The 24,392-nt window shown below is 42.7% G+C and carries 15 protein-coding genes; 10 read left to right on the top strand and 5 right to left on the bottom strand.

The window, feature by feature from the left end; translation table 11 throughout:
- Positions 1-79: 79 nt before the first annotated feature.
- Complete coding sequence (locus G457_RS0118220; protein ID WP_026947729.1) at positions 80-1,396, bottom strand: peptidoglycan DD-metalloendopeptidase family protein; 1,317 nt, start codon at positions 1,394-1,396, stop codon at positions 80-82.
- Positions 1,397-1,632: 236 nt separating this feature from the next.
- Between G457_RS0118220 and aspS the strand changes: the two genes are divergently transcribed.
- Positions 1,633-3,387, top strand: coding sequence for an aspartate--tRNA ligase (gene aspS, locus G457_RS0118225; protein WP_026947730.1), 1,755 nt, complete (start codon positions 1,633-1,635; stop codon positions 3,385-3,387).
- 4 nt (positions 3,388-3,391) lie between these two features.
- Here the strand turns inward: aspS and G457_RS0118230 are convergent, their stop codons facing one another.
- On the bottom strand, positions 3,392-4,081 hold the full coding sequence (locus tag G457_RS0118230; protein ID WP_026947731.1) for a lysoplasmalogenase: 690 nt from the start codon (positions 4,079-4,081) through the stop codon (positions 3,392-3,394).
- 330 nt (positions 4,082-4,411) lie between these two features.
- On the opposite strand from G457_RS0118230, the gene G457_RS0118235 reads away from it, so the two are divergent.
- The 7 genes from G457_RS0118235 to G457_RS0118265 all read left to right on the top strand — a co-directional run bounded on the left by G457_RS0118235 (position 4,412) and on the right by G457_RS0118265 (position 16,802).
- Positions 4,412-7,681, top strand: coding sequence for a TonB-dependent receptor (locus tag G457_RS0118235; RefSeq protein ID WP_026947732.1), 3,270 nt, complete (start codon positions 4,412-4,414; stop codon positions 7,679-7,681).
- 84 nt (positions 7,682-7,765) lie between these two features.
- Positions 7,766-8,833, top strand: coding sequence for a DUF481 domain-containing protein (locus G457_RS0118240; protein ID WP_026947733.1), 1,068 nt, complete (start codon positions 7,766-7,768; stop codon positions 8,831-8,833).
- A gap of 179 nt (positions 8,834-9,012) precedes the next feature.
- Positions 9,013-9,795, top strand: coding sequence for an alpha/beta fold hydrolase (locus tag G457_RS0118245; protein ID WP_026947734.1), 783 nt, complete (start codon positions 9,013-9,015; stop codon positions 9,793-9,795).
- A 24-nt stretch (positions 9,796-9,819) separates the two neighbouring features.
- The gene (locus tag G457_RS0118250; RefSeq protein ID WP_026947735.1) at positions 9,820-10,902 is read left to right on the top strand and encodes an efflux RND transporter periplasmic adaptor subunit; all 1,083 of its coding nucleotides are present in this window, start codon (positions 9,820-9,822) and stop codon (positions 10,900-10,902) included.
- Position 10,903: 1 nt separating this feature from the next.
- Complete coding sequence (locus tag G457_RS0118255; RefSeq protein WP_026947736.1) at positions 10,904-13,966, top strand: efflux RND transporter permease subunit; 3,063 nt, start codon at positions 10,904-10,906, stop codon at positions 13,964-13,966.
- Positions 13,966-15,303 (top strand): TolC family protein, encoded by a 1,338-nt coding sequence (locus tag G457_RS0118260; protein ID WP_026947737.1) that lies wholly within the window; start codon positions 13,966-13,968, stop codon positions 15,301-15,303. The genes G457_RS0118255 and G457_RS0118260 overlap by 1 nt, the downstream gene beginning before the upstream one ends.
- 104 nt (positions 15,304-15,407) lie before the next feature.
- A complete protein-coding gene (locus tag G457_RS0118265; protein WP_026947738.1) occupies positions 15,408-16,802 on the top strand; it encodes an MltF family protein in 1,395 nt (464 codons plus the stop codon).
- A gap of 1 nt (position 16,803) precedes the next feature.
- On the opposite strand, the gene G457_RS0118270 is transcribed toward G457_RS0118265, so the two are convergent.
- From G457_RS0118270 to G457_RS0118285, 3 genes are all read right to left on the bottom strand, one after another.
- Entirely contained in the window at positions 16,804-17,271 is a 468-nt protein-coding gene (locus G457_RS0118270) for a RidA family protein (protein ID WP_026947739.1), read from the bottom strand.
- A 91-nt stretch (positions 17,272-17,362) separates the two neighbouring features.
- Positions 17,363-18,676, bottom strand: coding sequence for a gluconate:H+ symporter (locus G457_RS0118275; protein WP_026947740.1), 1,314 nt, complete (start codon positions 18,674-18,676; stop codon positions 17,363-17,365).
- Positions 18,677-18,768: 92 nt separating this feature from the next.
- Complete coding sequence (locus G457_RS0118285) at positions 18,769-21,003, bottom strand: T9SS type A sorting domain-containing protein (protein ID WP_026947741.1); 2,235 nt, start codon at positions 21,001-21,003, stop codon at positions 18,769-18,771.
- Positions 21,004-21,104: 101 nt separating this feature from the next.
- On the opposite strand from G457_RS0118285, the gene G457_RS0118290 reads away from it, so the two are divergent.
- Together G457_RS0118290 and uvrB are read left to right on the top strand one after the other, a co-directional pair.
- Positions 21,105-22,295 (top strand): lipoprotein N-acyltransferase Lnb domain-containing protein, encoded by a 1,191-nt coding sequence (locus G457_RS0118290; protein WP_026947742.1) that lies wholly within the window; start codon positions 21,105-21,107, stop codon positions 22,293-22,295.
- Positions 22,296-22,345: 50 nt separating this feature from the next.
- Positions 22,346-24,388: an excinuclease ABC subunit UvrB gene (gene uvrB, locus G457_RS0118295; protein WP_026947743.1), complete on the top strand. Its 2,043-nt coding sequence runs from the start codon at positions 22,346-22,348 to the stop codon at positions 24,386-24,388.
- Positions 24,389-24,392 lie beyond the last annotated feature (4 nt).

Consider the following 24,392-nt stretch of genomic DNA (forward strand, 5'->3'; position numbering starts at 1 on the left):
GATATAGTAGTGTTTTGTTCGGCTATTTACCGAAAAACTTTTAATTTCTAAAAAAGAAGTTTGAGTTTTTTTTAAATCCCTATTCCCCAGCTACTCCCGGCTGAATCTTTTGGTTTGATGCTAAAGTCTTTTCTGATTCACCTTCCACGGATATCGCTGCCAAAACTTGAATAGCATCTCTTTTCACCAGTTCAAATGCATCCTTATTTTCTGCCAAAATCGGTTCGGATGGTGGGATTTTTTCGCGAAGCCAATCTACTTGCTTTCCATGCTTCCAAAAACGGAAACAAAGATGCGGGCCTGTTGCCAAACCTGTGCTTCCTACATATCCGATCACCTGGCCTTGGCGAACTCTACTCCCTTTTTTGATGCCTTTACCAATTTTGGACATGTGGAGGTACTGAGTAGAATAAGTGCCATTATGTTTGATTTTGACATAATTGCCATTTCCTCTGCTATAGCCCGCTTCGACAACTGTACCATCGCCTACAGTTCGGATTTCTGTGCCTCGAGGCGCTGCATAGTCTGTGCCTAGGTGTGGTTTGTAGCGTTTTTGTACCGGATGGAATCGTCTAAGATTGTATCGAGAGCTTATTCGGGAATACTTCAAGGGATCGCGAAGAAAGGCCTTTTTCAAGCTGTTGCCCTCCTGATCAAAGAAGTTCATTTCCCCATTTTGCTCAAAAGGAATTGCATGATAAGGTTCTCCCATGTGCTCGAAATAAGCTGTTTGAATGCCTATTACCCCGACGGACTGATCTTCTACAAATTTTTCATCAAAAACGACCTTGAATTTATCTCCTTTCTGCAAACGCTGAAAATCAACAGACCATCCGTACAAATCTGCGAATAAGTCGATCAGATCTGGGCCGACACCTTTTTCGATCATGTCTACATAAAGCGAAGTTTGGATCACCCCGCCAATCTCACGGGTACGGATTTCAGCCGGCTTTTCCTTTTTGTAGATTTCCAAACTGTCCAGATCAAAGACTACATATTCGGCAGCATTGGGTTCGTAGATAAAATAACGTGGCTTTACTGAAGTGGAATCTTCAGCAGTGATAAGCTTAAATCTCTTATTGAAAGCGATGTTTCTTACATCAAAAATTTCTTTGGATTTTTTGGCTAGCTCATCGATGATTTGATAAGGGACTTCAAATGGCGAAAGAATACTACCAAGTGTTTGATTTCTGGCTACTGTTCCCTCTATTATATTGAGTCCAGTGACATCTATTCCGTAGAGAAATTTAGAATTTGGATCGACGGCTAAGCTGTCTATTTCTGCAATTTGATCATCGAGGCTTGTATCGATATCTGTATTGGATCGGTCTGAAAAGTAATAGAATGCTGCTAAAATTATTGCAAGTCCGAGAAGTCCGAGCCATTTATTGTTCATGAGGGGAAATTTGGGGTGAATAGAATGCTATCCGAAGGAAAACAAATGATGTATTTTCTACAAGTTTTTTAACAAAAACTATTCCTTCTAAGGATAGTTTTGCTAAATTTTTCAAATCCTTCAGTTATTTAAGGCAAATCTCTCGAAATCTTTCAGTATTGGTCCTTATTCTCATCAAATAGATGATAGGCGAAAGCACAATTTTTTATCTTTGGCGTCCAAAACCAAATTTTGCTATGTATAGAAGTCACAACTGCGGCGAACTTCGCCTAGACCATGTCAATACTCAAGTCACTCTTGCAGGCTGGGTTCAGCGAGTAAGAAATAAGGGAGGCTTGATTTGGGTGGACCTTCGGGACCGCTACGGATTGACGCAGTTGATTTTTGAGGAAGGTTCTACTGCCAAAGAACTGCTTGATAAAGCCGGATCCCTGGGCCGTGAATTTGTCATTCAGGCAAAAGGTACCGTGATCGAGCGGACATCTAAAAATGATAAAATCCCAACAGGTAGCATTGAGGTGAAGGTAGCGGAACTCGAGGTCTTGAATCCAGCTAAACTTCCACCATTTTTGATTGAAGACGAAACGGACGGGGGGGATGATCTTCGGATGAAATACCGATACCTGGATTTACGTAGAAATGTAGTCCGGCAAAAGCTCCAATTGCGTCATCGCATGATGCAGGAGACTCGGAAATACATGGATGCAGCGCAGTTTATTGAAGTGGAAACTCCTGTCCTAATCAAATCAACTCCAGAGGGTGCAAGAGACTTTGTCGTACCGAGCCGAGTGAATCCGGGGGAATTTTATGCTTTGCCGCAATCTCCCCAGACTTTCAAACAGCTTTTGATGGTTTCGGGTTTTGACCGGTATTTCCAAATCGTCAAGTGTTTCCGCGACGAGGATCTTCGGGCAGATCGACAGCCTGAGTTTACTCAGATCGACTGTGAAATGTCTTTCGTGACACAAGAGGACGTGCTTTCCATGTTCGAAGGGCTTACCAGGCACTTATTCAAAGAGGTAAAGGGAGTAGAATTGGAGGAAGTCGGAAGAATGACCTTTGCCGATGCGATGCGATTTTATGGAAATGATAAGCCGGACCTTCGCTTCGATATGCGATTTGTGGAATTGAATGACCTTGCAAAAGGCAAAGGCTTTGGAATCTTCGATCAGGCTGAGTTGGTTGTAGGTATCTGTGCCAAGGGAGCTGCAGAATACACCCGCAAGCAATTGGATGCCTTGACTGAATGGGTGAAAAGACCGCAGATTGGAGCTAAAGGCATGGTATATGTCAAGTATAACACAGATGGATCGTTGAAGTCGACTGTGGATAAATTTTACGGACAAGAGGACTTGACGGCATGGGCAGACGCTTTTGGTGCGGAGCCCGGCGACTTGATGCTCATTCTAAGTGGAGATACGAAAGTGGTGAGAAAGCAGCTTTCCGAACTAAGACTGAAAATGGGCGAGGACCTAGGTCTCCGTGACAGAACGGTCTTCAAGCCTCTTTGGGTTGTAGATTTTCCTCTATTGGAATGGGATGAGGAGACGGAGCGATATCATGCCATGCACCATCCATTCACCTCTCCCAAGCAAGAGGATATCCCGCTTTTGGATTCCAATCCAGGAGAAGTGCGGGCCAATGCATACGATTTGGTAATCAATGGGGTGGAAATCGGTGGAGGCTCTATTCGAATTCATGACCGAGCCACTCAGCAATTGATGTTCAAGCATTTAGGCTTTAGCGATGAGGAAGCCCAAAAGCAGTTTGGATTTTTGATGGAGGCTTTCGAGTATGGAGCACCTCCTCATGGTGGCATCGCCTTCGGTTTTGATCGTCTTTGCGCCATCTTCGGAGGCTCTGATTCCATCCGGGATTACATTGCCTTCCCGAAAAATAATTCAGGAAGAGATGTGATGATTGACTCGCCAAGTACCATTGCCGATGAGCAGTTGCAAGAACTTTCAATTCAGCTTGCCTTGAAGAAATAGGTCTTTATTCAGGTCTGAGGATGTAGGATCGGATTCCCATGACTATGAGTAATTGAGCGATCACATAAGTGCCCATGATCATGATTCCAGCTTCGGGAAATTCAAAATAGAATTTGTTGATAGCGATCATGCCATCTGAGACAAAGAAAAAACAAGCCCCGACGAATACCTGCCAAAATGAGTCGGGGTTTACTCTTTTAAATCGTTCTCGAGCGGTAGTCACCATACTCACGATGATGATAATGTAGATGACAACGGGGATTTTTAGCGGACCAAGATTATTGTGAATCAGGAAATAGACAAAAGCTGCAGCAATGTAAATGGGTAGGTTGAAAAAGAATGTTCGGATGAAATTGACATTAAAAATCCGGTTTGGGTTTCGCTGTGAAATCTTAAATGCGATGATGTAACAAATTTGAGCCAAAAGGAAGGCCCCTAATCCGTAAATGAACAAATTTTCCCATAGTAGCAGGACATCTCCAATAAGTGAAAATATCAGTGCTCCCATCATGGCTTTAGAAAGCAATGTCCAAGAAATTGGCCTTGTGATTAAGTAAAAATAGATAATCAAACTTGTGACTATCAATGGTTTGGAATAAATTCGTGCCTCATCAAGGCCTTTGATAATCAGCGCAAAGTCTGCCATCGATGCGAACAAAAAGAGGTAAAGCCAGAGTATATTTTTGTTTTTCAATCGAAGGGTGGTTTTGTAGTGGGGTTTGAGGATGTGAAAATAGGAAATAAGTCTTACTTCAGTTAAGGCGAATTTAAAGAAATATTATTTGACTAATTTCTAAGACATTAGTATAATATTTTTTTTTAACGTATAATTCAGAATAAAAATTTTGAATTTCATCATGTTCAGCTCTTTTGCGAACATTTATTCTGATTTAATGTTAAGGAAATGTTAATAAATGCTAAATTTACGCAGTAAAAATTAACACAGAGTACCCCGCAAAGAAGTATGTCAAAATTACCTTTGCGCTGTAATTGATAAAACCAACTTTTACTAAACCAAAAAAACATGAGGCAAAATTTACTCAAAAACTTAGTGACTGTTCTTTTGCTGGTATTCAGCAGCACATGGGCAATGTCACAAGGTGTGACGACAGGTAACATCCAAGGGGTGGTGACTGAAGTGTCAGGCGAACCACTTCCAGGTGCCAACATTGTCGCGACACACGAGCCATCCGGTACCCGTTACGGGGCAGTGAGTAACTTGGAAGGTCGATTTGTACTTCCAAACATGCGTGTAGGTGGACCTTACACAGTACGAATCACCTTTGTGGGATTCGAAGATCGTCTATTCGAAGGTATCGTTTTGGGTCTAGGTCAGACTTATACCCTGAATGCATCTCTTTCTGATGGATTGGAGCTAGAAGCTATCGAAGTTATCGCTAGCCAAGATGCAATTATGAATGCGGATAAAACCGGTGCAGGTTTGAACTTGACAGGAGATAAAATCAACTCTCTACCTACCATCAACCGTAATATCAATGACTTTACCCGATTGACTCCACAGTCTAATGGTACGTCATTTGCCGGTACTTCTAGCCGATTCAACAACTATACAGTTGACGGAAATATTTACAACAACAACTTCGGTCTTGGATCAGGGCAGTTTGCCGGATCTAACCCGATCTCCCTAGATGCGATCGAAGAAGTACAAGTTAACTTGGCTCCTTACGATGTGCGTTTGGCAGGATTTACCGGAGCATCTGTAAATGCTATTACTAAGTCAGGTACAAATGAATTTTCTGGATCTGCTTATTACTACTTGAGAAACGATCAAATGATCGGTGACAAAGTAGGTGAGACAAGATTGCCAGTAGATGACTCTAAAAACGAAATCGTAGGTTTCCGTTTAGGAGGTCCAATCATTAAGAACAAATTGTTCTTCTTCGTTTCTTACGAGACAGAGACTGAAGCTGTACCAAGTTACACGAAAGTAGCTGCCCGTCCAGGTTTAGAGCCTGATGGTTTGACAGTTTCCAGAGTTCCTGCTTCTGATCTTGATTTCATCAGCAATCAGTTGCGTTCGCTTTATGACTACGAAACTGGTCCTTACGAAAACTATCCTTTTGCCTCTGAGCAGGAGCGTTTCAATGCAAGATTGGACTTCAACATCAATGACAATCACAAATTGTCAGTGAGATACAACAACTACACGGCTTTCACAGACGTGCGTACCAACGGAAACTCTATCCGTTTCATCTCTACTCGATATAGAAATACTTCTAGAACAGGTATTGAAGCGATGAATTTCCGTAACACCAACTACACCAACGACAGAAATGTACAGTCTTGGGTAGCTGAATTGAACTCCAGAATCGGAGCTAACATGTCAAACCAATTCAACATTGGTTTCACATCAATCACAGATCCTAAGCGTGGTATCCCAGGTGGACAGGCTTTCCCATTCATCGAGATTTTGGAGCCAGATGCTTCAGGTAACTTGCTTTATTACACCTCTGTAGGGAATGAATTGTTTACTGTAGGTAACTTGTTGGAAAACAACATCTTCAACGTAACCAACAACTTCTCCCTATACAAAGGAAAGCATACCTATACATTTGGAGCTAACTTTGAATACATGACCTTTGACAACGCGTTCAACCCTGTATTCAACGGTTTCTACCGATTCAACAGCTATGATTCATTCGTTGAATCAGTTATCAACAGAACTCCAGGAGCATATCCAGATGCTTTCGCAAAGAGCTTTGCCCTAGACGGATCTACTACTCCTCCAACCGATCAGACTCGATTTGGACAGTTTGGTATCTATGTACAGGATGAATATCAAGTAACATCTAAATTGAAAGTAACTGGTGGTCTTCGTGTAGACTTCCCATTCTATCCAATCGATATTCCAAGAAACCAATTGTTGGATAACTTGAACAAGACGTTTGAAACTCCTGATGGGACAATCACTCCTGATGTAAGTACATTCCCTAAAGTAAATCCTCTTTGGTCTCCACGTGTTGGTTTCAACTGGGATGCTAAAGGTGACAGAACTACTCAAGTACGTGGTGGTACAGGTATCTTCTCAGGTCGTATTCCATTCGTATGGCTTTCTAACCAAGTAAACGGTTCTGGTGTGGTTCGAGGTGGACTTGGATATGAAGGTGATGAAGTAGCTGAGGCTTTCGGACCTAACTACGTATTCAATCCGGATGTAACTTTCGGAAATCCTGAGAATCCTGGACAGTCTCTTTCTAACGAATTGAACTTGACAGACCGTGACTTCAAGCTTCCTCAAGTTTGGAGAACCAACTTGGCAATCGATCAAGTGCTTCCTTTCGGAATCATCGGTACTGCTGAATTCATCTACTCCAGAGACGTAACTACTCCGATTGCTTACAACCCAGTAGTTCGTACTCCTGATGGTACACTTAACGGACCAGATCAGCGTCCTTTCTGGAATGGCACTAACTATTCCAATGATTCTGACTTCCGAAACGTGTTCTACTTGACCAATGCAAGAAGAAATGCTAACTACTACTCTATCACTGCTCAGTTGCAGAAGGAGTTTGAAAATGGTTTCTCTGCTATGGTTGCCTACACCAGATCAAGATCTCAAGATCTGGATGCAGCGGGAGGTTCTCAAGCGATCTCTTTGTGGCCAGCGACTGTTCAGTCTGACAGAAACAACCCTGAGTTGAGCTTTGCAGGATTCGATGTTCCAAACCGTGTGATCGGTACACTATCTTATCAGACAGAAACTTCTACGATCACCTTGTTCTATGAAGGTGCTGATGCAGGCCGATTCTCTTATACTTACTCTGGAAACTTTGGGGACGCATCTAACCGATTGATGTATATTCCTAACTCTGCAAACGAGTTGAACTTCCAAGAATTCACGCTAGGAGGTAGAACAGTGACTGCAGCTGAGCAGGCTACTTTGCTTGATGCATACATCAACCAGGATGAGTACCTAAGTGCTAACAGAGGTTCTGTTGCTGAAAGAAATGGTGCATTGAGACCATTTGTTAACAGATTCGATCTTCGATTTACTCAGGACTTGGTTTTCACCAATGACAAGAAAAACAGATTGCAATTATCTATCGATATCTTGAACATCGGTAACATGTTCAACTCTGAGTGGGGCATCCAGAAGTTTGCTTTCCAAAACAACCTATTGAACTATAGAGGTACAAATGATGCTGGTGAGCCGGTTTATAGATTGAACACTATTCCTGGTACTTCCGACTTCCCAACTGAGACTTTCCGTACTACCACTTCATTGGGTGATACTTGGAGAATGCAAGTTGGTATTCGATACATATTCAATTAATTCTTACAGATTTTATGAAAAAAGGCACCTTTTCGAGGTGCCTTTTTTTAATTTGCAGCATAGAAGGATCAAAACTTTCGAAAAATGAGGCACTTACTTTTGTTGATTTTTTTCATTTTGGCATCAATTAATTTGGCAAATGCTCAAACGGATTCGCTGGTTTTTAAGAATAAAAATCTCATCATTGGAGAAATAAAAAGTATGGACCGAGGAGTAATCATCATAGAGACGGATTACTCTGACAGTGATTTTAAGGCTGAATGGGAGCAAATTGTAAATATCCAATCTAGGACTAACTTTTTGATAAGCTTAGTGGATGGAAGGAGATTTAATGGGAAAATAAGAAGTGTATCAGATAATGAAGTTAAGATCACCTTTTATGATCCGGAATCGCTTATTAGGCTAAAGAAGAAACAGATTTCAAAAGATACTGAAGGCTCAGAATCAATCATTGTCCCCATTTATGACATCGTTTATTTAAACGCCCTGGATGAAGGTTTTTGGAGCAGACTTTCTGCAAGTATAGATTTTGGGTGGAGTCTGACCAGAGCTAATAACCTACGGACTGTCAATCTTCGGAGTAGTTTGGGATATTTGGCGGATCGATGGAAATTTGGATCATCTTTCAATGGTCTCCGGTCCACTCAAGATGAAATTGAGCCTGTAAGAAGGTCCGATGGGAATATCTCCTATGTGTACTTTCTCCAAAAAGACTACTTTTTAATTTATGATTTGACCTATCTATCGAATACAGAGCAGTTGATAGCTTCCCGAGTCGGTAATAAAATCGGAATTGGTAAATATGTGGTCAGGACGAATAAGTCTTATTTTGGTTTTCAGGTTGGGGCCAACTTAAACAATGAACAATTTTTGGACGATAGTCCTGGAAAGAGGTCCGGCGAGTCCTTTTTAGGGGCGGAAGTAAGTCTTTATGATATTGGGGACCTGAAATTGCTAAGTAATCTGACCACTTACCCTAGCTTAACTGAAAAAGGTCGATTCAGGGCGGATTTTAAGCTGGATATCAAATATGAATTCTTGTCGGATTTTTATATCAACCTAGGAACAACTCTCAACTTTGATAATCAGCCTGTAGAATCAGCAACTAGCCTCGATTACATTATCCAGACTACTGTAGGTTGGAGTTTGTGATTTCCTGAATCAATTGACCTTTTCTGAGTTATTGTTTCAATTCGAATCAATAAACATCCTTGATTTTTTCCTTTGGTCGAAGCCATCTGCCTTCAGTATGTTTTTCGCAATTTATTCTAGTTGATTGTGGATACTTTTGTGTAATTGAACCAAGCTAGGTCTATCCGAGTTTAGCCTTCATGTTGCACTACAAAAGATATCCGAATCCCAAATCTGATGAATGGGTGGTCTTTATCCATGGGGCCGGAGGCTCTTCGGTGGTCTGGTATAAGCAGATCAAGGATTTTCGGGAAGAGTTTAATCTATTGCTCATTGACCTGAGAGGACATGGGAAGTCTACCAATTTGCCGCAGGCCATATATCAGAAGGAGTACACCTTTGAAGATGTTACGCAGGATGTTATTGAAGTTTTGGATCATTTGAAAATGCCTCCTGCACATTTCATGGGGGTATCACTAGGTACTATTCTGGCAAGACAGTTGGCAGAAATGGAGCCCGAAAGAGTCAAATCCTTGGTTTTGGCAGGTGCCGTGACTAGGCTCAATGCGAAATCAAGAGTTTTGGTATTCTTAGGAAATACATTCAAAAAGGTAATTCCATACATGTGGCTTTACAGTTTGTTTGCGTACGTGATTCTTCCTAGGAAGCAGCACACTGAATCCCGGAATTTATTTATCCGGGAGGCGAAAAAGCTTTGTCAGAAGGAATTTATCCGATGGTTCAAATTGACCGCAGATATCAATCCGCTACTTCGATATTTCAAAGAGGTAGAAATAAAAATCCCAACCTTATATGTGATGGGAGATCAGGATATCATGTTTTTGGAACCTGTGAAAAAAATCGTCAAAGAACATAAAAATGCCAGTCTTAAGATTCTTCAAACTTGCGGGCATGTCGTAAATGTGGAGCGCCCTGCAGAATTTAATCAGCATTCAATGGCTTTCCTTAAGAGTATAAACTAATAATCAAATCCAGTACTTTTCTGTATGAACAAGCAGACAAAAATCATCCTTTTTGTAGTCATTCTTCTCGTAGTGGCCGCAGCAATTTTGTACCCAAGACTTGACCTCAGAAAGTCAAACGACACTTCTGTAGCATCTGCGGGAGCAGGTCCTGGACAGCCTTCTGCCCTGCCTGTGAAGGTGGTTAAGCTTCAAAGAGAGACCCTCACCAGTCAGCTTCAGGTGACAGGTAGTATTCTAGCCAATGAATCGGTAAGCATTCGTCCTGAAGTGTCCGGCTTGGTCACTAGAATAGCCTTCAAAGAAGGACAATATGTAAAAAAGGGTACGCCACTTCTTTACTTGGATGATGATGAGTTGCAGGCTCAATATCAACGCCTTCAATACACTCAAAAGCTTTATGAAACTCAAGAGAATCGTCAAAAGCAACTTTTAGAAAGAGAAGCGATCAGCCAGGAAGAATATGATATCGCTCTTAACCAGTTCAATACAACAATTTCTGATATCAAACTGGTCGAAGCCCAACTCGCAAAGCGAATCATTCGAGCGCCATTTGATGGAATTCTTGGCCTTAGGGAAGTATCTGAAGGAAGCGTGATCGGAACAGCTGATATCATCACTAATATTGTGAATATTGATCCGATAAAGATTGATTTCTCCATCCCTGAGCGATACAGCAATCAGGTTGAAGTAGGGGCTCCGATTTACTTCACTAATGAGTCTTCCGAAAAAGAATTTGAAGGAACTGTTTACGCATTCGAGCCTCAGATTGATGCGGCAACGCGTACGATGAAACTAAGGGCTCAAAGCCCTAATAAGGATAATTTATTTCTCCCAGGAATGTATGTGCGAATTCGCTTTATTCTAGGAGAGACAGAAGATGCATTGATGGTACCTGCAGAATCCGTGATTCCGGAGTTGCAAGGTTATAAGGTATATGTGGTGGATGCTGAAAATAAAGCTCAAGAGCGAGTAGTCGAAATCGGCACCCGGACAGATACTCAAGTACAAATAGTCAGTGGTCTGGAAGAGGGAGATCTCGTCCTTGCCACGGGAGTCCTTCAAGCGCGACAAGGAATGCCTGTAGAATACACACAAATCAACTAAGATGGCTAGCTTATCCAATCTCAGTATTAATAGGCCGGTTTTGGCCATAGTGATGTCCCTGATCATCCTACTTTTTGGTTCTATTGGGATTTCACTTCTAGGTATCCGGGAGTTTCCCAGTGTGGATCCGCCTGTAATTAGTGTGCGTACAAATTATGTGGGTGCCAATGCCGACGTTATTGAAGCACAAATCACTGAACCGCTAGAAGAGGCCATTAATGGTATTCAGGGGATCAAATCCCTGACTTCGACCAGTAATGATGGCTCCAGTAGCATCACAGTTGAGTTTGATGTGGGAGCGGATTTGGAAGCTGCTGCCAATGACGTGCGAGATAAAGTCGCGGGTGCTCAGCGAAACCTTCCTCCTGATGCCGAACCTCCTGTAGTATCCAAGGCTGATGCCGACTCTCAACCCATTGTATTTTTGAATGTCAAAAGTGACGAGCGGACCCTTTTGGAGCTTTCGGATATTGCTGATAATATTTTCAAAGAAAGACTTCAGACCATTCCTGGAGTCAGTAGAGTTCAAATTTGGGGTGAAAAAGAGTATGCCATTAGGCTACGTATGGACCCTTTGAAAATGGCGTCTTATGGAATCACTCCACTTGATGTTTTGCAGAAAGTACAGTCTGAAAACGTAGAATTACCATCAGGACGAATAGAAGGAGAAACCATTGAACTGTCTGTCCGAACAAAAAGTAGACTTTCCACGCCACAGGAATTCAATCAACTGATCATCAAAGAGGATCAGAATAATATTGTTCGTTTTCAGGATGTAGGAAAGGCGGAATTGGCAGCTCTCAATGAGCGAACTGTCCTCAAGCGGGACGGAGTTCCGATGGTCGGCGTAGTTTTGGTTCCTTTGCCAGGATCTAACAATATTGAAATCGTCGATGAGTTTTATAGACGACTAGAATTTATCAAAAAAGACTTGCCGGCAGATGTAGGTTTGCAGATTGGTTTTGATTCTACGCAGTACATCAGAGATTCGATTTCTGAGGTACAGGAAACCATTATCACAGCATTTATCCTGGTGGTTGCAATCATCTTCCTGTTCTTAAGAGACTGGAGAACTACTTTTATCCCGGTACTGACTATTCCTATCTCATTGATTGGGGTGTTCTTTATCATGTACTTGCTAGATTTTTCCATCAATGTTTTGACTTTGTTGGGGATTGTACTGTCAATTGGATTGGTAGTGGATGATGCGATTGTAGTGCTGGAGAATATCTACGCCCGAATAGAGAAGGGCGAAAAACCACAAGATGCAGCAGCCAAGGGCGCTGAAGAAATCTTCTTTGCGGTAATTGCGACCACAGTTGCACTCGCAGCGGTATTCTTGCCAGTGATTTTCCTAACCGGAACGACCGGAAGGCTATTTAGAGAATTTGGTATTGTAGTAGCAGGAGCCGTAATCATTTCATCTTTTGTGGCCTTGACTATGACCCCGATGTTGAGCTCAAAATTGCTGAAGCGTCGAGAAAAGCATAATTGGTTTTACAATAAGACAGAACCAATTTTCGTATGGCTCAACGATGGATACGATGCCTTATTGAGTCAATTTTTCAAGGTGAGGTGGATTGCATTTCTTTTGATTGGAGTAATGGGATTTGGGATTTATTGGATGTTCAATGAAATCCCTTCAGAACTTACGCCAACAGAAGATAGAGGTGAAATCCGAATTAATATGTCGGGTCCAGAAGGTGCGACCTTCGGCTACATGGATCGCGTGATCGATGAGATGGTGGCTGATTTCAAAGCGACCATCCCAGAGGAAGAACTGGCTGGAATCATCTCTGTAACTTCACCGGGCTTTGGTACGGCTAGTACCAATTCGGGTTTTGGGCGATTGATCTTGACTGATGCTGAAAACAGGACCCGATCGCAGCAGGAAATTTTCACGGCAGTCAATCAAAAGCTTGCTGGATATACAGCTGTCAGAGCATTTGCTTCCCAGCCTCAAGCAATTGGTAACCGTCGAGGAGGCTTGCCTATTCAGTATGTGCTTCAGGCACCAACTCTTGAAAAGTTGAAAGAGGTCATCCCTCCTTTCATGGAAAAAGTTGGTCAAAGTCCAGCCTTTATCTTCTCTGATATCAATTTGAAGTTTACTAAGCCGGAGCTTGAGATAGAAATCGATCGTGAAAAAGCTCGAAATATTGGGGTTTCTGTTCAGGAGATTGCTAGGACCCTTCAATTATCCTACTCAGGACAGCGATTTGCTTATTTCATCATGAATGGTAAGCAGTATCAGGTGGTCGGTGAGATGCAGCTGGAGGATAGAAATGAGCCTTTAAACCTAAGGATGCTCTATGTCCGGGCTGAAAATGGGGAGTTGGTTCAGTTGGATAATTTGGTGAGGGTTGTTGAAACAAGTACTCCACCTCAGCTTTACCGTTTCAATCGATTTGTATCAGCCACCGTCTCTGCAAACTTAGCCGATGGCTACACCATCGGTCAGGGACTTGAAGAAATGGACCGTGTAGCAGATGAAGTGCTGGATGATAGCTTTTCGACCGATGTTTCTGGACCTTCAAAGGAATTCCGGGAGAGTTCTAATAGTTTGATCTTTGCGTTCCTGTTTGCATTGGTCTTGATCTATTTGGTGCTTTCTGCTCAGTTTGAAAGCTTCAAAGATCCGCTGATTATCATGTTTACAGTGCCTTTGGCATTATTTGGAGCGCTCTTGACTTTATGGTCTTTTGGCTTTACACTGAATATTTTCTCTCAGATCGGAATTATCATGCTTATTGGTTTGGTGACCAAAAACGGAATTCTGATTGTGGAATTTGCCAATCAGCGAAAAGCACAGGGCATGTCTGTGAATGAGGCAATTTATGGAGCAGCAGTCGCTCGTTTCCGGCCGATCTTGATGACCTCACTTTCGACTATTTTGGGTATTCTCCCTATTGCTCTTGGACTGGGAGCCGGTGCAGAAAGTAGGGTACCGATGGGCGCAGCCGTAATCGGAGGACTTACTTTCGCCACTATTTTGACATTGTTCGTCATTCCAGCTATTTATACATATCTGACTTCTAAAGAAGCAAGACTCGCAAGAACCTGATGAAGAAAATTTTGATAGGCCTGATTTTAGGCCTGATGACACAGCCTTTACTAGCACAAGACCAAGAACCGCTGGATTTGGAAAAAGCCATTCAGCAAGGATTGGAGAATAATTTTCAGGTCAAAATTGCCGTGGAGACGATCAGTCTTCGACAGGGTGAAATTGGTCTGGGTTGGTCTGCTTTCTTTCCGGTGGTGGATGCGATTTATACTCGAAGCTATGCTAATGAAGATGTGGTTCAAACCTTTCGGAATGATCCTGAAACGCCCATAGAAATTCTAGGGGCAAGAACTCAATCAGAAAATTTTACAATGGCTGCAATTTATGGGTTTCGTCCCGAGGCAGTTGTTGCGATCAAGCGGCTTGGCCAACTCGCTGAGATTTCTGAATTGGATGCAAAAGTTGCGGTTGAAAATACCGTAGCAGCGATTTCTACAGCCTATTATCGATTGGTTTTGGAGCTTCAGCGTTATGAAGTTTTGGAGCGCACGCTCGAACTCAGTCAGGCAAGATTGGATATTGCGCAAGCCCAATATGAATTGGGTGGTGCAGGAAAAAGAGATTTTTTGACAGCAGAGGTCGATTACAACACTGATTTGAGCCTATTGAAAAGTCAATCCCAGGTAATCGAAGCTGCTCGGATTAATCTCAATGAACTGATGGCTCTTGAGCCCGGTGTTAAATTTTTCGTCAATGACACGATCACGGTGGGTGATGAATTGAGATTGCTGGATTTGGAAGAAAATGCCTTGCTTCAAAATAAGCAGTGGCTTATCACCCAGCGGCAGGAAAACGTAGCCTTCCTACAGCTTCGAGAGCTTCAGGTCGCAAGACTGCCTGCGATCAACTTGAATGCAAGCTATGCAGACAATACTTTTAATTCCGTTGCTGGTTTTTTGATTCAAAACCAACGATCCGGTTTTAATTACGGGGGTAATATTTCCTTCAATCTCTTTTCTGGTTTCGCACTTAATCGTCAGATTCAAAATGCCAAGGTGCAGCAAAGAATTCAGAATTACACGGTGGATCAGTTTGAAATACAGTTGAAATCAGATCTTTACCGAGCATTTAATACCTATATGAACAATCGTGAGCTTCTGGAAATCGAGCAGCGTAACTATGCCGTGGCAAAAGAAAGTAGTGAGATAGCATTGGAGCGGTTTCGATTGGGTATAGCTTCGTATTTGGAGTTTCGGGATGCGCAGGTCAATTTGTTGACAGCAGAAAACAGACTGATCACTTCCATTTACAATATCAAAGAGCAGGAAATAGAACTCATGCGTCTATCAGGGAAAATTTATTTTGAAAACAGCTCTGATCAATTGCCTCTGAACTGATTTTTAAACTTCATCGGTATCCGCGTGAAGATGGGCAAATTGTATTTTGGCATACCATTTGACTATCAGGCTTTTCGAACCAACTGAGAGTTGATCTCTCGTGTATGTACAAAGCCTTTCGAATCATTAGTACCTTTCTAATTCTTAGCTTATTTGGGGTTCAGTGCACCTTTTTAGAAAAGTATTTTCCCTCCCCTGAAGATGAGCCATCTTATTTTCTAGATCTCAAGGGGATCAAAAATCGAGGAACTTTACGGGTTGCTGTTGATAATAATTCGACGGGATACTACATCTACCGAGGTAGAATGATGGGGTACGAGTATGAGATGCTTCGTGATCTCAGCGAAGAACTGGAGCTGGGTCTTGAAATCAAGGTGCTCACGGAAATCGATGAAGCATTTGATCAGTTGAATTCCGGAGGAGTGGATTTGATTGCCATGAATCTTGAGTTTGATTCTTTGAGATTTCAGAAAGGAAATTTTTCGAAACCTCTTGGCACCATCAACACCGTCTTGGTTGGGTCAACCAATTCGCCTCGTATTCAGAGTTGGGAAGATTTGGAGGGGGACACCATTTATGTGAGAAAAGGAACAATCTACAAGTCACAGCTTTGTAGGATCAAAGATTCCTTGAATGTGAATTTTACCATTGAAGAATCAAGGCTTCATGAGGAGACGCTGATCGAGAAAGTGGTTTCGGAGGAAATTCGGTGGACGGTAGCCGATCAAAATATTGCGAGAGCAAATGCAACCTATTTCGATGGACTGAATATCTCCTGGAAGATATCTGAGGCCAAAGAAGTGGGCTGGCTTGTTCGGAAAAACTCTCCTCAGCTCCTTCAAGCTGTGAATACTTGGATTGAGGAAAATGAAAAAAAGTTGATTCCTATTCTCTATTCCAAGTATTTCCTGAATTCTAAGAATAGTTATTACCGTTCTACGAGTCCCTTTTCATCTTTGGCAGGCAATCGTATTTCGGTTTTTGATGATCTGATCAAAGAAGGCGCCAGGGAATTGGGTTGGGATTGGAGACTATTGGCTTCATTGGTATACAGAGAGTCTCGCTTTGATACGGCAGCCACTTCTTACGCTGGAGCCCAAGGCTTACTTCAGCTGATGCCTGTGACCTTGGAGCGATTTGGGGTAGAAAATCCAAATGATCCGATCGAATCTCTTAGAGGAGGAGTTCGATACCTGAGGTACTTGGATAAGTTTTGGTTGGAGCGAGTTCCCGAGGTAAATGAGCGAATCAAGTTTATTCTAGCCAGTTATAATATTGGTCACGGACATGTCGAAGATGCTTGGAGACTAGCGTTGAAATACGGAGCCAATACCCAGACTTGGGAAGAGGTAGCAGAATATTTAGCCCTCAAGAGCGATCCGGAATATTACTTGGATCCCTTAGTCCGAAGTGGATTTGCCAAGGGGCATCTAGCTGTAAACTATGTACGGGATATCCTAAGCGTATTTGAATCCTATAAGGCTTTGGTCGAGCCTTAACTTACTCTTTTAGCTCAAACAGGGCCTCAATTTCAACCGGGATATTATCCGGCAGCGAGCCCATTCCCACTGCAGAACGAACCCCAATTCCATTGTCTTCTCCCCATATTTCTGCAAAAAGCTCACTGCAGCCATTGATGATGTAGGGGTGCTTTTCAAAGTGAGGGACGCAATTGACCATGCCCAAGACTTTGATCACGCGCTTTACCCGGTCCAAGCTTCCCAAATTAGCTTTGATTGTGGCAAGCATAGCTAGACCAACTTGTCTTGCTGCTAGTTTTCCCTGCTCGGTATCCAAGTCTTCACCCACTCTGCCGATAATTAAAGTTCCATCGGATTTGACTGTCCCATGTCCGGAAAGATGAAGGTATTTCCCATCGATTAGGAATGGCTTATACACTCCAAGAGGTTTGGGTGCAGGAGGAAGTTCAAGGCCTAGTTTTTTAAAGTTTGATTCTGGAGAGTTCATTTTTTATAGGTGTTTAAATCCAAGTTTAATTTAGTGTAGATACTTGATATAATCTAACTAATCGAGCATTGACCAATGATCTCTTTCAGCCCTAGATAAAAAAGTCTAAAATCAATACGCCAATCAGTCCAATGATGGCAACCAATGTTTCCATCAAGGACCAGGTTTTGATCGTGTCTTTGATACTTAGATTGAAAAATTCCTTATACATCCAGAATCCCGCATCATTGAAATGAGAAAACATCAAGCTTCCTGCTCCAATGGAAAGGACCAATAAGTTTGGGTCTACGTTCATGGTATGGATAATGGGAGCGATAATTCCTGCGGTGGTCAGACCGGCTACGGTAGCAGAACCCACGCAAACGCGAATAATTGCAGTGATAGTCCAGGCAAGAATCAGTGGGTGGATGGGCCAGTCTTTGAGGCCATCCGCTATTTCCTGACTCACTCCTGAGTCGGTAAATATCTGCTTCAATGCTCCTGCTCCAGCTACAATCAGCAAAATCATGGCAATATCTTTGGTGGCCTGAGTGTAGCTGTCCATGAGTTTTTTCATAGAGGTTTTTCTTCGAATGCCTAGCGAGTAAGTAGCATAGAGCACCGATACAAGCATCACCACTCCAGGGTCTCCCAAAAAGCCGAATAGAGGTCTTAAAGGACTGCTTTCTGTAAGTCCTAAGCTAATGACCGTGGTGCCAATCAGTAGAAAAACAGGCAGGAGAGCGGTAATCAAGCTATTGGCTATTCCAGGTAATTCGCTTTCCTCCCGGACCTCCGCTTGGAAAGTTTCCAAGGGCTTGGCTTGGATATTTTTCAGGCTCTTAGCAAAAACAGGCCCTGCCAATGCTACTGTAGGAATGGTGATCAACAAGCCGTAGAGCAAGGTTAAACCCATATTGGCATCAAACTGAGCTACCAGGGCTGCAGGAGATGGATGAGGAGGTAGAAATCCATGGGTCACCGATAAGGCTGCTAAAAGCGGAATACCCACATACACGGCGGATAAGCGATATTGATAAGCAACTGTGAAGGCCAGAGGCACTAAAAGGACAAAGCCTACATTGTAGAAAAGTGGAATTCCAACAATGAGGCCTGTGAGTGACATGGCCCAAGTGATGCGGTTTTTGCCAAATAATTTCATCAAAAAGCCCGCTATTCGCTGTGCAGCGCCGCTTTCGGCCACTAATTTCCCTAACATAGCTCCCATCACGATGACCACGACCAAATCCCCAAGCAGACCTCCCATTCCTTTTTGTACCGAACCTGCAATCTGATCGGCAGGGAGGCCCAATAAAAAGCCTGCTACTATGGATGAGATCAGAAAGGCTAAAAATGGATTGAGCTTGGCCCAAACGATCAAAATCACCAATAAGGCAATACTGATCAGGACGAGAAGGATTGTCATAGGTTTTTGCTAGGTTGGAATTTCAAGATAGGAAATATCTATTTTTTGAAAATACCGATCAAAAAATAGATGACTTGAACTTCCATCAAACATTATTTTCTAATCCATCTAAAATTCAGTTGAATTTCGCTTGAGTTGATTTGGATGAAATAGAGCCCTGGCCTTAGCCGTTTCAAATCTGAGATTAGCTGCGGAGAGTCTAAGGATTCTTGAATTAAGGATGTTTCATTTTTATGGAAGACCTTGATCTCTGCATTCTGAGGGTCAATTTCGGTAGGAAGTTTCAGGTGTAATGGACCTGTTGTATAAGGGTTAGGATAAATAATACCATTCTCTGGAATTGGATTTATTGGGTTTAACCTGACTGTGTTAGACCAAGAGATCAAATCTGTCGTCTCTTCCACATGCTTGATTCGGTAAAAATAGGTCTTAAACTTTTTTGCCGTGACATCCTGCCAATTGTATCTGCCTTGCTTCTCAGGATCCGATTCAACCGCACCTAAGAGATTCCATGTTTCTTTTGGATTTTCACTTCTATAAACTTCAAATTGCCCAGCTTTTTCATCCCTGACCTTCCATCTAATTTCCGGAGCGGATTCTTTCCAACTTACTTCGAAATCAAAAAACTCAATTGGAAGAATACTCAAGGTTCGGAAACTGCCAATTGTGAAATTGATTCCTGAAAAGTCATTTATAGGCACATCTCTTCTTGCCCAAAGTCTGACAGGGTCGAGGCCCGAAATGTTATTTCCAGGTGCCGCATAGCCGGTTCCAACAATCCGAAGGTCATCTACATCATCTACGATCAATTGATCTGCTGAAATTCGAAGCTCCAATAAGTTTGGACTAGGATTAAATCCCGAAAATTGGAAATAGGAAAATAAGCGGTAGAGAATGTCAGTTCCATCTGTATCCTGAAATCCTGCATTGAAGTCAGCTCCTTCAAATTCGGTGAAGGTAATTTCTAAATCACCTCCAGCCGTTGTACCCAAAAGCTGCACTAGCCTTTCTCCTCTGTTAGCCACATCTTCAAATGGGAAGGTGCCATTTGTAGCAGTAAGTGTAGTGGGTAGATTGGAGTAAATAAATGAATTGGCATTTTTCCAAGTTCCGCCGGAATAGTTGATACCTCCGATTCCGGAAGAGTTTACCGTTAGGGTATTCCCATTTAGATCTAGACTTCCACTTTGTAAATAGAGTGTCTCGGTCACATTCAAGTCAGCTTCGATAGTCAAGTCCCCGGCAGGTTTATTGAGTGACATGTTTTGAGAGGTCAGTAAAAAGTTTTCGATTTGCTGATCTCCATTTCCTACAAAGTATAAGTGTGAGCTCGTGGCTGAGATTTCCCCCGTCCCACTTTGTCGAAGATCTCCAAGAATGAAAAGATCGGAAGGCAAAATTAAATCTTCAGATCCTTGGAGTTCTAGGTTTCGAATGGCATTTGGGATAGCTGCATCAGGATAGGTAGAAGCTAGAAATGTCTTGGTGCTGCTTCCGCCACGATGGATTATGGTGCCATTCAGTTGAAAGTTTGCTGCTTCGATTTCTGGGGTTTCGCCTTCGAGGATTAGTTCTGCCCCATTTTGAAGGACGAATTGCAAAGCACTGACGGAGCCCGATCGGAAAAGAATCTCATCATTGCATTCAGAAATTAATTGGGCGCCGGGCTCAATAATCAGCTCGCCAAATGGGCCAGGACCAAAAACAGTGGTTTCCGTATTAAATGAAAAGGTGGGACAGTTTCCAGGTGTAACACTTGTGTCCAGCCTTTGTAAAACTGTTCCGCTTCGAATGATAAAACTTAAGGCTTTGAAAGCCTCTTCAATAATTAATGTCTGTCCGGAACCTGGATCAAATATTACCGAATATCGGCTTCTGTCTGATTGAGCGCTCCATGTATTAAGTGGAATGATTACTCTGCTATTTCCACGAAAAGTGATGGTGGAGGTGGGTGAATCTCCTATCCAATTGATACTATTCCAAGCTCTATTTGGAGTTCCGGGGGCTGCTCCGTCAAAACCTTGTAAAGACCCATAAACATCTAAATTAAATCCATTCAGGTTTAACTTTTGACCTGCTCCAGCTTCGGCATTGATAAATAAACTTTTGACTGCTTCGTTTTGAGTGAGTGTAAGAGTGTGGGTTTGTTCGATGTAGATATCGTGATTTTGATTGGGTAGAAAGCTGGCTGCCGCCCAAGTGCTGCCATCAAAGATTTCCCAAATGGTGAGATTATTAAAATTGCCGGTCGAAACAGTCCGAAATGCTCCGGTTTCTTGGGCATAGAGAACCGCGCAAGTCAAGCACATGACTCCAAAAGCCGACATAATCCTGTATATTCGGCATCGGAAAAATATCCGTAGGCACATCGTTTTGTCCCTCATATCCAAAGTAAAAAGTGTTGAAAAAGGACAATTAAGTTAATACAATGAAATCAAAAAAGAAAGTTATCGGTCTGATTATTTTTCTCTTAGTTAGTCAGGTCTATGTCTCTCAAGCTCAGTTATATCGAATCAGTTTGCTGACCTGTGATCCGGGAGATGAGCTCTACATGGCTTTTGGACATAGCGCCATTCGTGTGCTGGATAATATCAAGGGTACGGACTATGTATTCAACTACGGTACCTTCAATTTCAATACGCCCAATTTCTACGGGAAATTTGCAGGAGGCAGACTGGATTACATGCTTAGCGTGAGTACTTATGCAGATTTTGTGGCGACCTATACTCGAGAGAAGCGGTCCATTCGAGAACAAGTGTTGAATTTAAGTCTGGAGCAGGAAAAGTATATGGTGGAGTTTCTTCAGGTCAATTACCTTCCTGAGCGGCGGTACTATCGCTACGATTTCTTTTTTGATAATTGTGCCACGCGAATTCGGGATGCGATGGATTTGGTATTAGGTGACAAATTGGTCTGGAATGATGAGGGAGCCGATAAATCCGAAAAGACCTTCCGAAACTTGATCGATGAATATGTTTTGAATATGCCTTGGGCAGACTTGGGGATAGATTTGGCTCTAGGGGCAGTGATCGACCGGGATGCTACGGCACAGGAGGAGCAGTTTTTGCCTGATTACATGGAAAAAGCCTTTGCGAGAGCAAGTATCGTAGGGGATGGTCCGACTAGACCACTTGTGAAGGAGAATCATGTCATTTTGGATTTCCCTAGACAAAATGCCGCAATGCCAAGTCTGAATCCCTACTGGCTGTTTTGGCTGGTGGCAGTTGTATTTACAGTGATTACCTATATCGGCTTCAAGCGAAAGCGCTTGTTTATCGGCTTTGATGTAGCCCTATTTTCGATCTTGGGTATTTTGGGCATAGTCATCTTTTTGCTTTGGTTTGCTACAGAGCATTCAGCCACTCAGTGGAACTGGAATATTCTTTGGGCTTTTCCTGGGCATTTGATATTAGCTTTTGCCTTGCTTCGCAAAAATCTAAAACCTTGGGTGCGTCATTACCTGCTTGCAGCTTTGATTTTGGCTGATGCGGCTGTGGTTTTCTGGATTTTGGGATTCCAGTCCTTTCACCCAAGCCTTATTCCAATTTTACTTGTAGTGATTCTTCGCACGAATTATCTGTACTACAATGTCGATAAGTATAAAGCTATTTCTGCCTAATTCAGATTTGCCCAAACTATTATAGCCCCAAAAGGTGTTTGTAGAAAAGTATGGAATTTAAAATCACATCAGACTATCAACCTACTGGAGATCAGCCAAAGGCAATCAAAGAATTGACTAATGGGGTCAATGAGGGTGATGAAGCACAAGTACTCTTGGGAGTGACAGGTTCGGGAAAGACTTTCACGATAGCCAATGTAATTCAGGAGGTTCAAAAACCCACCTTGATTTTGAGTCATAACAAGACCCTTGCCGCTCAACTTTATGGGGAATTCAAGCAATTTTTTCCAGAAAATGCAGTCGAATATTTTATTTCATATTATGACTACTATCAGCCTGAGGCCTTTATTCCCAGTTCAGGTACTTATATAGAAAAGGACCTTTCGATCAATGAAGAGATCGAAAAATTGCGACTTAGTGCAACATCTTCTTTGCTTACCGGGCGTAGAGATGTGATTGTGGTGGCTTCAGTTTCCTGTATCTATGGTATCGGAAATCCGGAGGAATTTGGGAAAAGTGTAATCCGGCTCCAAGAGGGGGATCGAATTCCCAGAAATCAGCTTTTATTCAAGTTGGTGGATATTTTGTATTCTCGAACTCAGCATGAATTGACGCACGGTACTTTCCGAGTCAAAGGTGATACAGTGGATATTTTTGTGGCCTATGCGGATTGGGGCTATAGGATTTTCTTTTGGGGGGATGAGATTGAGGCAATTCAGCGGATCGATCCGGCTAGCGGTAAGAAGCTGAACGATGAAAAAATCATCTCTATTTTCCCGGCAAATCTTTTCGTAACAGGACGTGACACCATTGATAAAGCCATTCATGAAATCCAGGATGATATGGTCGCTCAGGTTAATTTCTTCGAAAAGGAGGGGAAATTCATTGAAGCTAAGCGCTTGCAAGAGCGGACTGAATTTGATCTGGAAATGATCCGGGAGTTAGGCTATTGCTCAGGTGTGGAGAACTATTCCCGCTACTTTGATCGCCGTCAACCGGGAATGCGTCCTTTCTGTCTTTTGGACTATTTTCCAGATGATTACCTGCTTGTGATTGATGAATCGCATGTCACGGTGCCGCAGGTTCGGGCCATGTGGGGAGGAGACCGATCCCGAAAAGTTAATTTAGTGGATTTTGGATTTCGTTTGCCCTCAGCTTTGGACAACCGTCCCCTGAAATTCGATGAATTCGAAAACCTGACCAATCAGGTCATTTATGTCTCAGCCACGCCGGCAGATTATGAACTTGCGAAAACGGAAGGGGTGGTCGTTGAGCAAATTATCCGTCCAACAGGTCTGTTAGATCCTACCATTGAAGTTCGCCCAAGCCAAAATCAAATCGATGATCTGCTCGAGGAAATTGATCAAACGATCAAGCAAGACGCGCGAGTATTGGTCACTACTTTAACCAAGCGGATGGCTGAGGAGCTGCAAAAGTACCTAGAACGTGCCGGGGTGAAATCCCGCTACATACACTCCGAGGTGAAAACCCTTGATCGGGTGGAGATACTTCGGGAATTGCGTTTGGGAATCTTTGATGTTCTCGTCGGGGTGAACTTGCTTCGGGAAGGGCTTGACTTGCCTGAAGTGGCGCTTGTTGCCATTTTGGATGCAGACAAGGAGGGTTTCCTTCGAAATGAGCGAAGTTTGGTACAGACGATAGGCCGGGCTGCACGTAACTCAGAAGGCCGGGTAATCATGTATGCAGATCATATCACGGATTCCATGCAAATGGCTATCGATGAGACCAAAAGAAGAAGATCCCTGCAGATGGCCTACAATGAAGAGCATGGCATTACGCCAAAAACTGTCATCAAGTCCAGAGATAAAATCATGGGGCAAACTAAGGTGGCTGATTCGAAGAAAAATGCCAAAGTTTACGCCGAACCTATGCCAGGTGAGACTGCTATCGCAGCTGATCCGGTAGTACAATATCTCGGAAAAGAGAAACTGGAAAAACTGATTGCTCAGACACAAAAGCAGATGGAAAAGGCAGCCAAGGAATTGAACTTTATGGAAGCTGCCCGTCTCCGCGATGAGTGGATGGCACTCAAAAATAGACTTGCTCAGCTGGAGCAAGGACCCAAGAAATAAAAAA

This window comes from Algoriphagus marincola DSM 16067 (genome assembly GCF_000429405.1).
Classification (GTDB): Bacteria; Bacteroidota; Bacteroidia; order Cytophagales; family Cyclobacteriaceae; genus Algoriphagus; species Algoriphagus marincola.

What these genes read in the sequence shown, in the direction of transcription:
- G457_RS0118220 (WP_026947729.1), bottom strand. Translation starts at nt 1,396, where the DNA reads ATGAACAATAAATGGCTCGGACTTCTCGGACTTGCAATAATTTTAGCA.
- aspS (WP_026947730.1), top strand. Translation starts at nt 1,633, where the DNA reads ATGTATAGAAGTCACAACTGCGGCGAACTTCGCCTAGACCATGTCAAT.
- G457_RS0118235 (WP_026947732.1), top strand. Translation starts at nt 4,412, where the DNA reads ATGAGGCAAAATTTACTCAAAAACTTAGTGACTGTTCTTTTGCTGGTA.
- G457_RS0118240 (WP_026947733.1), top strand. Translation starts at nt 7,766, where the DNA reads ATGAGGCACTTACTTTTGTTGATTTTTTTCATTTTGGCATCAATTAAT.
- G457_RS0118245 (WP_026947734.1), top strand. Translation starts at nt 9,013, where the DNA reads ATGTTGCACTACAAAAGATATCCGAATCCCAAATCTGATGAATGGGTG.
- G457_RS0118250 (WP_026947735.1), top strand. Translation starts at nt 9,820, where the DNA reads ATGAACAAGCAGACAAAAATCATCCTTTTTGTAGTCATTCTTCTCGTA.
- G457_RS0118255 (WP_026947736.1), top strand. Translation starts at nt 10,904, where the DNA reads ATGGCTAGCTTATCCAATCTCAGTATTAATAGGCCGGTTTTGGCCATA.
- G457_RS0118260 (WP_026947737.1), top strand. Translation starts at nt 13,966, where the DNA reads ATGAAGAAAATTTTGATAGGCCTGATTTTAGGCCTGATGACACAGCCT.
- G457_RS0118265 (WP_026947738.1), top strand. Translation starts at nt 15,408, where the DNA reads ATGTACAAAGCCTTTCGAATCATTAGTACCTTTCTAATTCTTAGCTTA.
- G457_RS0118270 (WP_026947739.1), bottom strand. Translation starts at nt 17,271, where the DNA reads ATGAACTCTCCAGAATCAAACTTTAAAAAACTAGGCCTTGAACTTCCT.
- G457_RS0118275 (WP_026947740.1), bottom strand. Translation starts at nt 18,676, where the DNA reads ATGACAATCCTTCTCGTCCTGATCAGTATTGCCTTATTGGTGATTTTG.
- G457_RS0118285 (WP_026947741.1), bottom strand. Translation starts at nt 21,003, where the DNA reads ATGTCGGCTTTTGGAGTCATGTGCTTGACTTGCGCGGTTCTCTATGCC.
- G457_RS0118290 (WP_026947742.1), top strand. Translation starts at nt 21,105, where the DNA reads ATGAAATCAAAAAAGAAAGTTATCGGTCTGATTATTTTTCTCTTAGTT.
- uvrB (WP_026947743.1), top strand. Translation starts at nt 22,346, where the DNA reads ATGGAATTTAAAATCACATCAGACTATCAACCTACTGGAGATCAGCCA.